The sequence below is a fragment of the Aeromonas encheleia genome (genome assembly GCF_900637545.1).
In the GTDB taxonomy this organism is placed as follows: domain Bacteria; phylum Pseudomonadota; class Gammaproteobacteria; order Enterobacterales; family Aeromonadaceae; genus Aeromonas; species Aeromonas encheleia.
In genome coordinates this window covers 846,263-862,371 of the sequence record NZ_LR134376.1, presented here as the reverse complement: position 1 = coordinate 862,371, position 16,109 = coordinate 846,263, and the positions used below count along the sequence as shown (strand labels likewise).

3 protein-coding genes are annotated in these 16,109 nt (G+C 62.4%); 1 reads left to right on the top strand and 2 read right to left on the bottom strand.

Translation table 11 applies throughout. The annotated features are described in order from the left end of the window. Nucleotides 1-8 precede the first annotated feature (8 nt). Complete coding sequence (locus EL255_RS04090; RefSeq protein WP_042651639.1) at nucleotides 9-908, bottom strand: LysR family transcriptional regulator; 900 nt, start codon at nucleotides 906-908, stop codon at nucleotides 9-11. A gap of 208 nt (nucleotides 909-1,116) precedes the next feature. Here EL255_RS04090 and mdtH point away from each other — a divergent pair, with 208 nt between their 5' ends. After that, on the top strand, nucleotides 1,117-2,310 hold the full coding sequence (mdtH, locus tag EL255_RS04085) for a multidrug efflux MFS transporter MdtH (protein WP_042651638.1): 1,194 nt from the start codon (nucleotides 1,117-1,119) through the stop codon (nucleotides 2,308-2,310). A gap of 225 nt (nucleotides 2,311-2,535) precedes the next feature. On the opposite strand, the gene EL255_RS04080 is transcribed toward mdtH, so the two are convergent. Beyond that, nucleotides 2,536-15,918: a retention module-containing protein gene (locus EL255_RS04080; RefSeq protein ID WP_126623267.1), complete on the bottom strand. Its 13,383-nt coding sequence runs from the start codon at nucleotides 15,916-15,918 to the stop codon at nucleotides 2,536-2,538. Nucleotides 15,919-16,109 lie beyond the last annotated feature (191 nt).

The following is a 16,109-nucleotide window of genomic DNA, read 5'->3' as shown; positions in this document are numbered from 1 at the left end:
CGCTTTTTTCATGTGGGTTTGCCCGACCAGCGCCGGGCCAGGGTGCGCGCCGCCTCCAGCACCCGCTCCTTGGCGGGATTGGGCCGCTTGCCGCTGCGCCAGGCCATCATCACGTCCCAGTGATCCGGCGGCAGATCCGTCACATCCAGTTTCACCAGACGACCAAACTCCAGATCCCGGGTGATGGCGAGCGCCGGCATCAGGGTGATGAAGCCATGCTCCAGCGCCAGCTCCCGCGCCGCACTGGCGGGCTGGATGGCGTGCAGTGGGCTAGCCACCTGGCGCAGCAGCCGCAGTTGCAGGATCAGCTCGTCGCAGCCTGTGCCCCACTGCTGAGGGGCCAGCCGCTCGTTGGCGATGTCCTGCAGGGTCAGCCCCTGCCGTCCGGCCAGCGGGTGGGTGGCGCAGGCCACGGCTATGATGGGGGAGCGATAGAGCAGCTCGAGCTGGATGCCCGCGATGGCGGGACACTTGAGGATGAAACCGACGTCGGTCTCGCCGGTCAGCAGCTCCTGCATGATGACGCCGGAGTGATCCGTGCTGCAGCGGATCTCGAAGGCCTCGTCCACCAGGGCCAGCAGCAGAGGACCAAACACCACAGTGGTCAGGGAGGGAAGGCAGGAGAGCCGGATCCGCGGCAGGGCCGGTGCCCCCTGCATCGCGAGGCGGCCGCTTTCCAGTGCGCTCAGGGCCGCGCTCGCGGCAGGCAGAAACTGCTCGCAGGCCGGTGTGGGGGTGGCGCCACGGCGATGACGGCGAAACAGCGGCTGGCCCAGCTCCTGCTCCAGCAAGGCGATCCGCTGGCTGACCATGGGTTGTGACCAGCCGCGAATGGCCGCCACCTTGCTGAAGCTGCCACGGTTGGCCACATCCAGCAGCAATTGCAAATCGTCGAGTGTCACAGCCATAACCAAATCCAATATGAAATATAGCCAGTTGTCGGCTACCACTATATCTGGAGCCCCACCAGAATAGCAGCATCAATCGTCGTGAAATGGCAGAACGCCAGCGAGTCAGGGACTTATCGTCGCCCTTGGCTCTGTTTGGTGACGGCGCCATTCGGATAATGAGTACACAACAAATAATGTCATCGAAGCAAGCAGGGGTATAAGGGTCATGGTGGAGCGGGCGAGGCGGTTGGGGCGGTGGTTCTTGGCATTGGATTCCCTCTTGGTGATCCTGGGGTTCTTCGTGGTGATGCCCATGATAAGCCTGCGATTCGTGGATCAGCTTGGCTGGGCCGCCGGTGTGGTCGGGCTGGCGCTGGGCCTGCGTCAGCTGACCCAGCAGGGGCTGGGGGTCTTTGGCGGCTCCCTCGCCGACAAGTTCGGCGCTCGCCCCCTCATCGTCTGCGGCATGTTGCTGCGGGCGCTGGGCTTTGCCAGCCTGGCCTATGCCCAGAGCGGGCTGGAACTCATCGTCTCCTGCATCATCTCGGGGCTAGGCGGCTGCCTGTTCGATCCCCCCCGCGCCGCCCTGGTGATCAAGTTCACCCGCCCGCGGGAGCGCGGCCGCTACATCTCCTTGCTGATGATGCTGGAGAGCGCCGGCGCCGTGGTGGGGGCCCTGCTCGGCAGCTGGCTGCTCAACTTCGACTTTGAATATGTCTGCCTGCTGGGGGCTGGCCTGTTCGTCTGCGCGGCCCTGTGCAACCTGCTGATCCTGCCCCCCTACAAGCTCTCCCTGCGCCCGACGCCGATCCGGACAGGCTTGGGTCAGGTGCTGGCGGACAAGGCGTTCTGCCGGCTGGTGCTGATCCTGAGCGGCTACTACGCACTCTGGGTGCAGGTGATGCTGATCTTCCCCATCCTGGTCAAGCAGATGGCGGGCAGCACCACGGCGGTGGGCTGGATGTATACCCTGGAGACGGCCATCTCCCTGGCCCTGCTCTACCCTCTCGCCCGTTATGGCGAGAAGCACTTCAAGCTGGAGAGCCGGCTGATGGCGGGCGTGTTGCTGATGACGGCCGGCATCGGGCTGGTGGCCTTTGCCACCACCCTGCCCGCCGTCTTCATGCTGCTTGCCTGCTTCTACCTCGGCATCGTCATCGCCGAGCCGGCCCGGGAGACGCTCATGACCAAGCTCGCCCAGCCGGGTGCCCGTGGCAGTTACATGGGATTCAGCCGGCTGGGGCTCGCCCTCGGCGGCATGACTGGCTATGTCGGCGGCGGCGCCCTGCACGACTACGCCAATGCCCAGGGCCAACCCTGGCTGCCCTGGCTGGTGCTGGGCACCGTCGGGATCACCACCTTCCTGCTGTTGGTGAACTGCTTCCAGCGTGACTCTCGCCTGGCCCACGTCAATGCCTGAGCGGCTCCCCGGATAAAACACTCCCGGCCCTGACACACAAGGCGCCGGCTCCTCTGAGCCGGCGCCTTGTTTTTATCCCGCGATACGACGACAGAGACGAGCCACTCGCCTCCCCGCTCTCTCCCTGTGTAGTGAATGCCTCATGGGCTGACCGAATTGCACCCATAAAAGAAGCGGCAGATTGCTCTGCCGCTTCTTAGCGCTACTAGGGATACCGAACAGGCGTTAGTGCTTGTCGATCTCCAGCAGATGGTTGCTCAGCATGTAGTCGATGACTTGCCCGGAGGTGGAAGCAGAGCCACCGGTCAGGCTGTCGAAGGTATGGTTCGTCAGCACTATCTCCTGGGTGACCGGGGCAGTGCTGCTCTCTTTGACCTGCAGATGCACCCCTTCGTTGTCCTGGAAGACCGAGAGCAGGCCCTTCAGTGAGCTCTCCGTCTTGCTGCCATCGTGGTCCAGCAGATCGCTCAGATCCAGCTTGTCCCCCTCCGCCTTGGAGAAGTCGACGACGTAATCCTTGGCTACCGTGCCTGCCGTGGTGTCGCCCTGCATCCAGCTGAAGGTATCGGCACCCGCATCCCCCTTCAGGATGTCGTTGCCAAGTCCCCCGGTCAGGATGTCGTTGCCCAGACCGCCGCTGAGGCTGTCGTCGCCGACGCCACCGTACAGAGTGTCGTTGCCGCTGCCACCTGAGAGATGGTCATTGCCCAGACCGCCAAACAAGGTATCGTCACCGGCCCCACCGAACAGGATGTCATTGCCGGCCCCACCGTCCAGAATGTCGTTGCCACCCTGACCGAACAGGATGTCGTTGCCATCCCCCCCGATCAGCATATCCGCCTTGTCATTGCTGGAGGATTGATCAAATTCGGCGGCATGACCCTGGATGTAACTGTGTACGTCGGCATCCAGCACATCCGTGCGGCCAAGCTGACCCGCCACATAGCTCTTGATGGCCTCATAGCCTTCCCCCTGGATCCCGGCGAAGTGCACCGCATCACCGAACAGGATATCGTCGCCAGCCCCGCCATCGAACTTGTCGGCCCCTGGCAGGTTGTTGATGGAGGTGCCCAGGATGGCATTGGCCAGATCGTTGGCCGACACGTTGGACTGCACAATCTGGTCGCTATCGAACTGTTTCAGGGTAGCGATAGAGACATTGCTGCCAATACCGATGGCCTGCAAGATCACGTTATTGGCCGCCAGCAGTGGCAACACGGCCAGCGCATTCTGCAATGCCCAATAATTATCGTTGTAAGAAGTGGAGATCTCGAAGGTGCCATCACCCTGGGCACGCAGAGTACCGATAGGAGTGGAGCTCCATTTGCCATTGCCATGATTGCCGTTGCTGCTGTATGACCATTGGTAGACTTTGCCGCTCGCATCAATCAGCAACCTGTTTTCACCGCCGATGTTGGCGTAGAAGGCCTCTCCCTTAACGTAATTGTTGACGTTGACGAACGCATCGAGCCCCTCGTTCGTCTTCGTATTGACGATCGGATTCAGTTTTTCATAATCGAAATAGGTGCTAGGTGCCCCATCGGTGATGAAATAGGTCAGATTCTTGGCGTTGGTATTGTTCTTGGCCACGTCGCTGTTGAACCAGTTGGATGTGGTCTTGAGCACATCCTCATAGTTGGTCGCGCCGCCGTTCCAATAACTGCCATCCATGCTATCGATGACAGCCTGCAACTTGGTCAAGGCGTTGGGGTCTTTCAGATCCACGCTGATCGACTTGTTGGCCTGGGAATCAAAGTCCACCAGGAACAGATTGACCTTGCCCGCCCCCTCGGTACCCGCGCTGGCCTTGAGGGTAGCAAACACCTGAGTCAGCTGTAACTTCATGGTTTCCATGGCGCTAGTGCCGATACTGCCGGAGCTGTCGACCATGAAGGCGATGTTGTAGTTCTGGCCCGGCAGCACCACGCTGCCATCCAGATCGCCGACCACTATGTTGTGCTCGCTGCCATAGGTCCGGTTCTGGTCGCCCGGCTCCCCTTCGGTAGTAGCGAAGTAGTTCAGGCGGATGCTGTCGTCATCGGTGGCCGTGCTGATCTGGTCGGTGCCCGCCTCCTTGGCGATGGCTTCCACCCTCAGATCGACCTGGCCGGCCTCGGCACCCGGCACCCGCAGGGTCAGCCCGCCCAGTTTCACATCGAGCGCACCCGCACTCCACAGACCGCTACCGGCAGCAAGGGTGATCTTGCCGTCGGCCCCGGCGGTGCCCAGCAGTTGGTTATTGTGATAGAGCTGGGCGCCCTGCGGCATGCCGCTCAGCACCAGGCTGTCGAACACCTCGCTGCCATCGCGATCCGTGAGGGAGGCATTGATCTCAACCGGATAATCGACCACGGTCGGCGGCACCAGGGTCAACTCCCCCGTGCTCTGATCAATCCGGTAGATGCCATCGTCGAACTGCACATACTCGATGCTGTGCAGCGCCTTGGTCACCCCGGCGCCATGCTCGTTTACGCTGAAATCGAACCAGCGATCGTTGGTCGAATAACCCGTGCCCTTCTTGATCGCATAGTCGGCCCGGTTGCCCGCCAATACGGCAATGTCATTTCCGGCATCACCATAGAGGCCATCATGGCCAAGGCCCGCGACCAAAATGTCATCGCCGTCACCGCCGGTAAGGGTATCTCCCTGTGCGGAGTTACCGCCAACCAGTACGTCGTTACCCAGACCACCGGTAAAGTGATCGCCCCCCCCATTCTGGCTAACCATGTAGTCGTTACCAGCGGTGCCAACAACAGTATCTTGACCTGTTGTACTGTCCGACAGGGTCTTGGTGATCCCGAAGGCCCCCTTGTTGAAGTTGCCTGACTGGAACTGGCTGCTGGTGATCCCGGCGCTCGGGAAGCTCTGACTGTAAAGCGGTATGCCATTGCCCGTGAGGCTGATGTCGACCGTCGGCTTGTCGGCCACGGCCGTCACATCGATCACCAGCTTGCCACCATTGCTGAGGTTGGCACCGTCGCTGATCTGGAAGTCGAAGCTGGCATAGTCCCCATGCAGGTTGCCGGTATCGGCCCCATGGCCATTGGCGGCGCTGGAGCTCGACTCGTTGGCCCCAGGCACGAAACGCAGGTGGCCGCTGTCGATGTCGGCATGGGAGATGAGATCCCCCGCCTTCACGGCAATCCATTGGCCGGCCGCATTGAGGTACTCCAGCTTGCCATTGAGCGGCAGCGTGCCGATCTTCACGCCGAGATCGCCGGCGGCCTGATCGTCAGTGGCGCCAAATTGAGCCCACTTCAGTACCTGCAGCTGATCTTCCGCCCCGACGCTGTGACCCCCCACTGTGGTCGGTGCCCGATCGTTGTCGATGATGGTGCCGATGCCGTTCTGGCCACCCACAGTCACCGTCAGCGTTTCGTTCGACTCGACCAGACGATCATCCACCGTCGGGATGGTCACGGTGAAGCCGGAGACCCCGGCCGGCACAGTGAGCTTGCCGGTGGCGCTGTCGTAGGTCACCCCATTGCTGAACTGGGCGCGACTCCAATCGAGGCCGGATGCCGGATGGCCGCCACTGCCATTGATGGCGAAATCATACTGGGTCGTTTCCTGAGTCTGGTCAGACAGAGTCACTGTGTGATGCAGGCTGCCCCCCTCAGTCACGCTGTCGGCCGAGACCGACTGCACGATAGGCGTGAACAGCGGCTTGGTGGCGAAGGAGCCGGTGCTGGCGTCGCCATCCGCATCCACCGCCTTGAACTGGAAGTCGATATCCCCATCGCCGAACGGCTTGGACATGTTCTGATACTGGAAGAACTCCCACTTGCCGGTGGCCGGAGTGAACTCCAGACGGAATACCAGGGTGCCATCGCTGGTTTTGCCGACCAGGGTATTGGGCGACTCCATGGAGGTGGTGATCGACTGACCCGTGGCGGTGGTCAAACTGGTTTCGGACGAGCCAAGCAGCTGCAGGTGTCCCTGGCCATCCGCGCCCCACTGCGGGGCCACGGTGCCGGAGCCGTAGGCGATGGCCTGTTCCGTGGTAGAGCCAAGGAACTCGATGCTCTTCACGGTGAAGTCACTGTTGTCGGAGTAGGTATGATTACCGTTGTTGGTGGCCTTGATCACCATGGTATCGAAGCCACCCTGCTGCACCTGGAAGTTCCCGGCATAGTCGCCGCCAGCAGCGTTGGAGCTGAAGCTCTGGGTGCCGATCAAATGGCCGTCACGGTAGAACTCGACCACCCCGCTCTCCAGCTCACCACCAAACATCTGGCTGAACTTGATGTTGACGCCATAGGCGACGGTGCCCGGATCCAGCTTGACGATCAACTCTTCGGAAGCGGAAGTACCGTCTGCGAAGTGACGGAAATCGATCTCGTTGGCGAGATTGAGGTTCGGCGCCGCCACGCTGGAGACCCCCAGCCCGTAGTAAGTACCATTGACATTGGCATCGATCAGGTCTGAGTTGGTCGCCGAGGTAAAGCCCATGGCGGTGATGGTAAAGCCAGCCATATCCAGGCTCTTCTGGTTGCCACTGTACTTGGTCAAGTCAAACAACCCGGTCAGGGGGTTCGGAATATCGGTCTTGGTCACCGCCACGGCGGCGGCATCCCCGGCGATGGGGGCATCATCCTCGACGGTGACATTCAGCTTGCCAGTGGTGGTGCCAATGCCATCGGAGACCTTGACGTCCAGCTGGAACGGCAGCTGGTCCTCCCGGCTGCTGTCGCCATGATCGAGCGGCCCCTTGAGGGTCAGATCATAAGACCAGTCACCCTTGCCGCTGCCATTTGGCGCTGTGAGTGTGACCTCGACCACCTCGTTGTAATCGCCAGTTCCCATGGTGCCGGTATAGCCGACCAGCGTCTTGCTGCCGGCATCCCAGTTCCAGTGAACCTCGGCACCGCCGGAGGTCAACCCGGCGGGTCCACCCAGGGAGATATCAAGCGTACCGCTGTCCACGTCACCGACGGACAGGGTGCCGGACATGCTGGTGCCATTCGTGGTATCCAAGTTGCCGGTCGTGTCGGCAATCCCGTTTGCCAGACCCTCTTCGGACACCACGGCCCCATTGGAAATGGCCAGGGTAGGCAGATCGTTGGTGCCATTGATGGTGATGACCACCTCGTGGCTGGTGCCGTCGGCACTGTGCACGGTGAAGGTCTCGACCTTGGTCTCACCCTCTTTCAGGTACTGCACGTCGCCGTTGGCCACGTTGTAGGTCCACTTGCCAGCGGTATCGATGGTCAGGCTGCCCAGGGCATTGGCACTCGGCGCGCCCAGGCCCGGTTTGAACTCGGCCTCGTCCACCCCGTCCACGTCGGTCACGCTCAGGCTGCCGGTCTCGGACAGGTTACCGCTGACCACGTTCAGGTCTTCGGTCACCGCACCGCGGTCATCACCCTTGATCTCGGCACCGTCATTGACGCCGGTGATGGTGATGGTCACGGTGTGGCTGGTGCCATCCAGGCTCTGTACGGTGAAGGTCTCGACCTTGGTCTCGCCCTGGCCCAGGTACTGCACCTTGCTGTTGGCGACCTGATAGTCCCACTTGCCATCCGCGGCAATGGTCAGGCTACCCAGGGCATTGGCACTCGGCGCGCCCAGGCCCGGTTTGAACTCGGCCTCGTCGGCCCCGTCCACGTCGGTCACGCTCAAGCTGCCGGTCTCGGTCAGGTTACCGCTGACCACGTTCAGGTCTTCGGTCACCGCACCGCGGTCATCACCCTTGATCTCGGCACCGTCATTGACGCCGGTGATGGTGATGGTCACGGTGTGGCTGGTGCCATCCAGGCTCTGTACGGTGAAGGTCTCGACCTTGGTCTCGCCTTCGCCCAGGTACTGCACCTTGTCGTTGGCGACCTCATAGCTCCACTTGCCATCCGCGGCAATGGTCAGGCTGCCCAGGGCATTGGCACTCGGCGCGCCCAGGCCCGGCTTGAACTCAGCCTCATCGGCCCCGTCCACGTCGGTCACGCTCAGGCTGCCGGTTTCGGTCAGGTTACCGCTGACCACGTTCAGATCTTCGGTCACCGCACCGCTGCCATCACCCACAATCACCGCACCGTCATTGACGCCGGTGATGGTGATGGTCACGGTGTGGCTGGTGCCATCCAGGCTCTGTACGGTGAAGGTCTCGACCTTGGTCTCACCCTGGCCCAGGTACTGCACCTTGTCGTTGGCGACTTCATAATTCCACTTGCCAGCCGCATCGATCTCCAACTGACCCAGGGCGCCGGCACTCGGGGTACCCACACCCGGCTTGAACTCAGCCTCGTCGGCCCCGTCCACGTCGGTCACGCTCAGGCTGCCGGTTTCGGTCAGGTTACCGCTGACCACGTTCAGGTCTTCGGTCACCGCACCGCTGCCATCACCCACAATCACCGCACCGTCATTGACGCCGGTGATGGTGATGGTCACGGTGTGGCTGGTGCCATCCAGGCTCTGTACGGTGAAGGTCTCGACCTTGGTCTCGCCTTCGCCCAGGTACTGCACCTTGTCGTTGGCGACTTCATAATTCCACTTGCCAGCCGCATCGATCTCCAGCTGACCCAGGGCGCCGGCACTCGGGGTGCCCAGGCCCGGTTTGAACTCGGCTTCATCCGCCCCGTCCACGTCGGTCACGCTCAGGCTGCCGGTCTCGGTCAGGTTACCGCTGACCACGTTCAGGTCTTCGGTCACCGCACCGCGGTCATCACCCTTGATCTCGGCACCGTCATTGACGCCGGTGATGGTGATGGTCACGGTGTGGCTGGTGCCATCCAGGCTCTGTACGGTGAAGGTCTCGACCTTGGTCTCACCCTGGCCCAGGTACTGCACCTTGTCGTTGGCGACTTCATAATTCCACTTGCCAGCCGCATCGATCTCCAACTGACCCAGGGCGCCGGCACTCGGGGTACCCACACCCGGCTTGAACTCAGCCTCGTCGGCCCCGTCCACGTCGGTCACGCTCAGGCTGCCGGTTTCGGTCAGGTTACCGCTGACCACGTTCAGGTCTTCGGTCACCGCACCGCGGTCATCACCCACAATCACCGCACCGTCATTGACGCCGGTGATGGTGATGGTCACGGTGTGGCTGGTGCCGTCCAGGCTCTGTACGGTGAAGGTCTCGACCTTGGTCTCGCCCGCGCCCAGGTACTGCACCTTGTCGTTGGCGACTTCATAGCTCCACTTGCCAGCCGCATCGATGGTCAGGCTGCCCAGGGCATTGGCACTCGGCGCGCCCACACCCGGCTTGAACTCGGCCTCATCGGCCCCGTCCACGTCGGTCAGGGTCAGGCTGCCGGTTTCGGTCAGGTTACCGCTGACCACGTTCAGGTCTTCGGTCACCGCACCGCGGTCATCACCCACAATCACCGCACCGTCATTGACGCCGGTGATGGTGATGGTCACGGTGTGGCTGGTGCCATCCAGGCTCTGTACGGTGAAGGTCTCGACCTTGGTCTCACCCTGGCCCAGGTACTGCACCTTGTCGTTGGCGACTTCATAATTCCACTTGCCAGCCGCATCGATCTCCAGCTGACCCAGGGCGCCGGCACTCGGCGCGCCTACACCTGGCTTGAACACGGCCTCGGCGGCCCCGTCCACGTCGGTCACGCTCAGGCTGCCGGTCTCGGTCAGGTTACCGCTGACCACGTTCAGGTCTTCGGTCACCGCACCGCTGCCATCACCCACAATCACCGCACCGTCGTTGACGCCGGTGATGGTGATGGTCACGGTGTGGCTGGTGCCGTCCAGGCTCTGTACGGTGAAGGTCTCGACCTTGGTCTCGCCCGTGCCCAGATACTGCACCTTGTCGTTGGCGACCTCATAGCTCCACTTGCCATCCGCGGCAATGGTCAGGCTGCCCAGGGCATTGGCACTCGGCGCGCCCACACCCGGCTTGAACTCGGCCTCATCGGCCCCGTCCACGTCGGTCAGGGTCAGGCTGCCGGTTTCGGTCAGGTTACCGCTGACCACGTTCAGGTCTTCGGTCACCGCACCGCGGTCATCACCCTTGATCTCGGCACCGTCATTGACGCCGGTGATGGTGATGGTCACGGTGTGGCTGGTGCCATCCAGACTCTGTACGGTGAAGGTCTCGACCTTGGTCTCGCCTTCGCCCAGGTACTGCACCTTGTCGTTGGCGACTTCATAGCTCCACTTGCCATCCGCGGCAATGGTCAGGCTACCCAGGGCATTGGCACTCGGCGCGCCCACACCCGGCTTGAACTCAGCCTCATCGGCCCCGTCCACGTCGGTCACGCTCAGACTGCCGGTCTCGGTCAGGTTACCGCTGACCACGTTCAGGTCTTCGGTCACCGCACCGCGGTCATCACCCTTGATCTCGGCACCGTCATTGACGCCGGTGATGGTGATGGTCACGGTGTGGCTGGTGCCATCCAGGCTCTGTACGGTGAAGGTCTCGACCTTGGTCTCGCCTTCGCCCAGGTACTGCACCTTGTCGTTGGCGACCTGATAGTCCCACTTGCCAGCCGCATCGATGGTCAGGCTACCCAGGGCATTGGCACTCGGCGCGCCCACACCCGGCTTGAACTCAGCCTCATCGGCCCCGTCCACGTCGGTCACGCTCAGGCTGCCGGTCTCGGTCAGGTTACCGCTGACCACGTTCAGGTCTTCGGTCACCGCACCGCGGTCATCACCCTTGATCTCGGCACCGTCATTGACGCCGGTGATGGTGATGGTCACGGTGTGGCTGGTGCCATCCAGGCTCTGTACGGTGAAGGTCTCGACCTTGGTCTCGCCTTCGCCCAGGTACTGCACCTTGTCGTTGGCGACTTCATAGCTCCACTTGCCATCCGCGGCAATGGTCAGGCTACCCAGGGCATTGGCACTCGGCGCGCCCACACCCGGCTTGAACTCAGCCTCATCGGCCCCGTCCACGTCGGTCACGCTCAGACTGCCGGTCTCGGTCAGGTTACCGCTGACCACGTTCAGGTCTTCGGTCACCGCACCGCGGTCATCACCCTTGATCTCGGCACCGTCATTGACGCCGGTGATGGTGATGGTCACGGTGTGGCTGGTGCCATCCAGGCTCTGTACGGTGAAGGTCTCGACCTTGGTCTCGCCCGTGCCCAGGTACTGCACCTTGTCGTTGGCGACCTCATAGCTCCACTTGCCATCCGCGGCAATGGTCAGGCTGCCCAGGGCATTGGCACTCGGCGCGCCCACACCCGGCTTGAACTCGGCCTCATCGGCCCCGTCCACGTCGGTCAGGGTCAGGCTGCCGGTTTCGGTCAGGTTACCGCTGACCACGTTCAGGTCTTCGGTCACCGCACCGCGGTCATCACCCACAATCACCGCACCGTCATTGACGCCGGTGATGGTGATGGTCACGGTGTGGCTGGTGCCATCCAGGCTCTGTACGGTGAAGGTCTCGACCTTGGTCTCACCCTGGCCCAGGTACTGCACCTTGCTGTTGGCGACTTCATAATTCCACTTGCCAGCCGCATCGATCTCCAGCTGACCCAGGGCGCCGGCACTCGGCGCGCCTACACCTGGCTTGAACTCAGCCTCGTCGGCCCCGTCCACGTCGGTCACGCTCAGGCTGCCGGTCTCGGTCAGGTTACCGCTGACCACGTTCAGGTCTTCGGTCACCGCACCGCTGCCATCACCCACAATCACCGCACCGTCGTTGACGCCGGTGATGGTGATGGTCACGGTGTGGCTGGTGCCGTCCAGGCTCTGTACGGTGAAGGTCTCGACCTTGGTCTCGCCCGTGCCCAGATACTGCACCTTGTCGTTGGCGACCTCATAGCTCCACTTGCCATCCGCGGCAATGGTCAGGCTGCCCAGGGCATTGGCACTCGGCGCGCCCACACCCGGCTTGAACTCGGCCTCATCGGCCCCGTCCACGTCGGTCAGGGTCAGGCTGCCGGTTTCGGTCAGGTTACCGCTGACCACGTTCAGGTCTTCGGTCACCGCACCGCGGTCATCACCCTTGATCTCGGCACCGTCATTGACGCCGGTGATGGTGATGGTCACGGTGTGGCTGGTGCCATCCAGACTCTCAACCACGAAGGTCTCGACCTTGGTCTCACCCTGGCCCAGGTACTGCACCTTGTCGTTGGCGACTTCATAGCTCCACTTGCCATCCGCGGCAATGGTCAGGCTACCCAGGGCATTGGCACTCGGCGCGCCCACACCCGGCTTGAACTCAGCCTCATCGGCCCCGTCCACGTCGGTCACGCTCAGACTGCCGGTCTCGGTCAGGTTACCGCTGACCACGTTCAGGTCTTCGGTCACCGCACCGCTGTCATCACCCTTGATCTCGGCACCGTCATTGACGCCGGTGATGGTGATGGTCACGGTGTGGCTGGTGCCATCCAGGCTCTGTACGGTGAAGGTCTCGACCTTGGTCTCGCCTTCGCCCAGGTACTGCACCTTGTCGTTGGCGACTTCATAGCTCCACTTGCCATCCGCGGCAATGGTCAGGCTACCCAGGGCATTGGCACTCGGCGCGCCCACACCCGGCTTGAACTCAGCCTCATCGGCCCCGTCCACGTCGGTCACGCTCAGACTGCCGGTCTCGGTCAGGTTACCGCTGACCACGTTCAGGTCTTCGGTCACCGCACCGCGGTCATCACCCTTGATCTCGGCACCGTCATTGACGCCGGTGATGGTGATGGTCACGGTGTGGCTGGTGCCATCCAGGCTCTGTACGGTGAAGGTCTCGACCTTGGTCTCGCCTTCGCCCAGGTACTGCACCTTGTCGTTGGCGACTTCATAGCTCCACTTGCCATCCGCGGCAATGGTCAGGCTACCCAGGGCATTGGCACTCGGCGCGCCCACACCCGGCTTGAACTCAGCCTCATCGGCCCCGTCCACGTCGGTCACGCTCAGGCTGCCGGTCTCGGTCAGGTTACCGCTGACCACGTTCAGGTCTTCGGTCACCGCACCGCGGTCATCACCCTTGATCTCGGCACCGTCATTGACGCCGGTGATGGTGATGGTCACGGTGTGGCTGGTGCCATCCAGGCTCTGTACGGTGAAGGTCTCGACCTTGGTCTCGCCTTCGCCCAGGTACTGCACCTTGTCGTTGGCGACTTCATAGCTCCACTTGCCATCCGCGGCAATGGTCAGGCTACCCAGGGCATTGGCACTCGGCGCGCCCAGGCCCGGTTTGAACACGGCCTCGTCGGCCCCGTCCACGTCGGTCAGGGTCAGGCTGCCGGTCTCGGTCAGGTTACCGCTGACCACGTTCAGGTCTTCGGTCACCGCACCGCTGCCATCACCCACAATCACCGCACCGTCATTGACGCCGGTGATGGTGATGGTCACGGTGTGGCTGGTGCCGTCCAGGCTCTGTACGGTGAAGGTCTCGACCTTGGTCTCGCCTTCGCCCAGGTACTGCACCTTGTCGTTGGCGACCTGATAGTCCCACTTGCCATCCGCGGCAATGGTCAGGCTGCCCAGGGCGCCGGCACTCGGGGTACCCACACCCGGCTTGAACTCGGCCTCATCGGCCCCGTCCACGTCGGTCACGCTCAGGCTGCCGGTTTCGGTCAGGTTACCGCTGACCACGTTCAGATCTTCGGTCACCGCACCGCTGCCATCACCCACAATCACCGCACCGTCATTGACGCCGGTGATGGTGATGGTCACGGTGTGGCTGGTGCCATCCAGGCTCTCAACCACGAAGGTCTCGACCTTGGTCTCGCCCGCGCCCAGGTACTGCACCTTGTCGTTGGCGACTTCATAGCTCCACTTGCCATCCGCGGCAATGGTCAGGCTGCCCAGGGCATTGGCACTCGGCGCGCCTACACCCGGCTTGAACTCGGCCTCGTCCGCCCCGTCCACGTCGGTCACGCTCAGGCTGCCGGTTTCGGTCAGCTTACCGCTGACCACGTTCAGGTCTTCGGTCACCGCACCGCTGTCATCACCCACAATCACCGCACCGTCATTGACGCCGGTGATGGTGATGGTCACGGTGTGGCTGGTGCCATCCAGGCTCTGTACGGTGAAGGTCTCGACCTTGGTCTCGCCCGCGCCCAGGTACTGCACCTTGCTGTTGGCGACCTCATAGCTCCACTTGCCATCCGCGGCAATGGTCAGGCTGCCCAGGGCATTGGCACTCGGCGCGCCCAGGCCCGGTTTGAACTCGGCCTCGTCCGCCCCGTCCACGTCGGTCACGCTCAGGGTGCCGGTCTCGGTCAGGGTCGGTTTGCTCTCGTCTTCCAACACCGCGCCGTGGTCGGCACCGCTGATCACGGCCGCATCGTTCACGCCGGTGACGGTACCTGTCACCCCTGCGGTAGCGTTGTGCAAGCCGTCGGTAATGGTGTATTCGAAGGAGATGCTGCCATTGAAATCTGGTGCTGGCGTAAAGACCAGCTGACCATTGCTGAGGGTCACGGTGCCATTGTCGATGGCCACGGAGCCGCCTTCGGCGATGGTCTGGCCGTTGATGGCGTTGATGGTCAGGCGATCGCCGTCGACATCGGTATCGTTGCCGGTCACATTGATGGTGACTGTGCCATCCTCCGCCACGCTGAACTGATCATTCACGGGCGAGGGTGGGGCGTTCACTATGCTGTTGTCGGTGCCTTTGGGCGAGGTATTGCCCACCGGATCGGTCAGGGTGGCATCAACCGAGATAGGGCCGTTGATCGGCAGATCGGTCGTGGGGATGGTCAGATTGACCTGCGCCTTGTTGATGTCATCTGTGGTCAGGATGGAGCTGCTGTCAGGCACGCCATCACCATTCCAGTCCACATCGAGGCGATCGCCCGCCTTGGCGTCGGCAGGCAGGTGGATGATGACATCCACCCCATGCTCCCGCTCGTTGGCGGAGATGACGTTGTCCGCGCCATCCTGAATGTCCACCAGCGGTGCAGAAGGCGCCGTGCCGTCCACGCTGCCATCATCGGTGGCGGTGCCGGTATTGCCGTAGGGATCGGTCACTGAGGCCGTCACCGTGTAGTTACCGTCGGTCAGCGGGGTGACGACATCCACGCTGAAGGTGCCATCCGGCTTGACCGTGGTGATCAGGGTCTGCTGCTTGCCACCGGCATCGGTGACCAGCAGGGTCACGGTGCTGCCAGGATCGGCATCCGTGGTCCCCGTCAGCGTCGGGGTGTTGTCGTTGGTGTTGTCCGGTGCCGACACCGTGATGACGGGCGCCGTGAGGTCGGCGTTCTCGTCCTCTCCACCCCGCGCCTCGGCAATGACACCGACCTCGTCCGGGTTGGCGGTATCGAAGCCAGCGGCGGCGATGGTCACATCCCCGGTCCGGTCGATGCTGACGAAGCCGCCGTTGCCACTGGAACCCTCGACACCGCCAATGTTGCCCGCAGCCGGTGCCCCGCCGGCGGCTGAAGCCTCAAAGGCCTGGGTCGGATCTGTGCCTGCCAGTATGGCCTGCTGCAAGGCCGCAACATCATCAGGAGTCCCCGCCGGCCCGTTCTGCGTCAGCAAGGAGGCATCATCCGCGGCCGGTTCGAGCTCCTTGGTCGGGCTCAGGGTGAAGGTTTCGCTGCCCCCCTGGAAGCTGGCCCCATCCGGGCTGAGCACCACCGCATCCTTGGGAAGCACATCGCCTTCGGTCAGCAGTGTTTGGCTCCCATCCGCGGCAACCAGATAGACTTTGCCTTTCAGCTGGGTAACGACGACGTCCTGATCCAATACGATGTTGTGGCTGCTCATGCTTTCTCCTGAATACCAATGGGCAAAAATTTCCAGCGTCTAATGTGCCCGCGAATCCGACCATAAACCAGTGAGAAAATTCGAACGGATAGACCACTTTGAGACTGAATTAGGCTTAGAAACCGAAGGGTGAACTGCGAGGAATAAAATTAATTAAATCAATAATATTGACTGGGGCCAATGGAGACGGG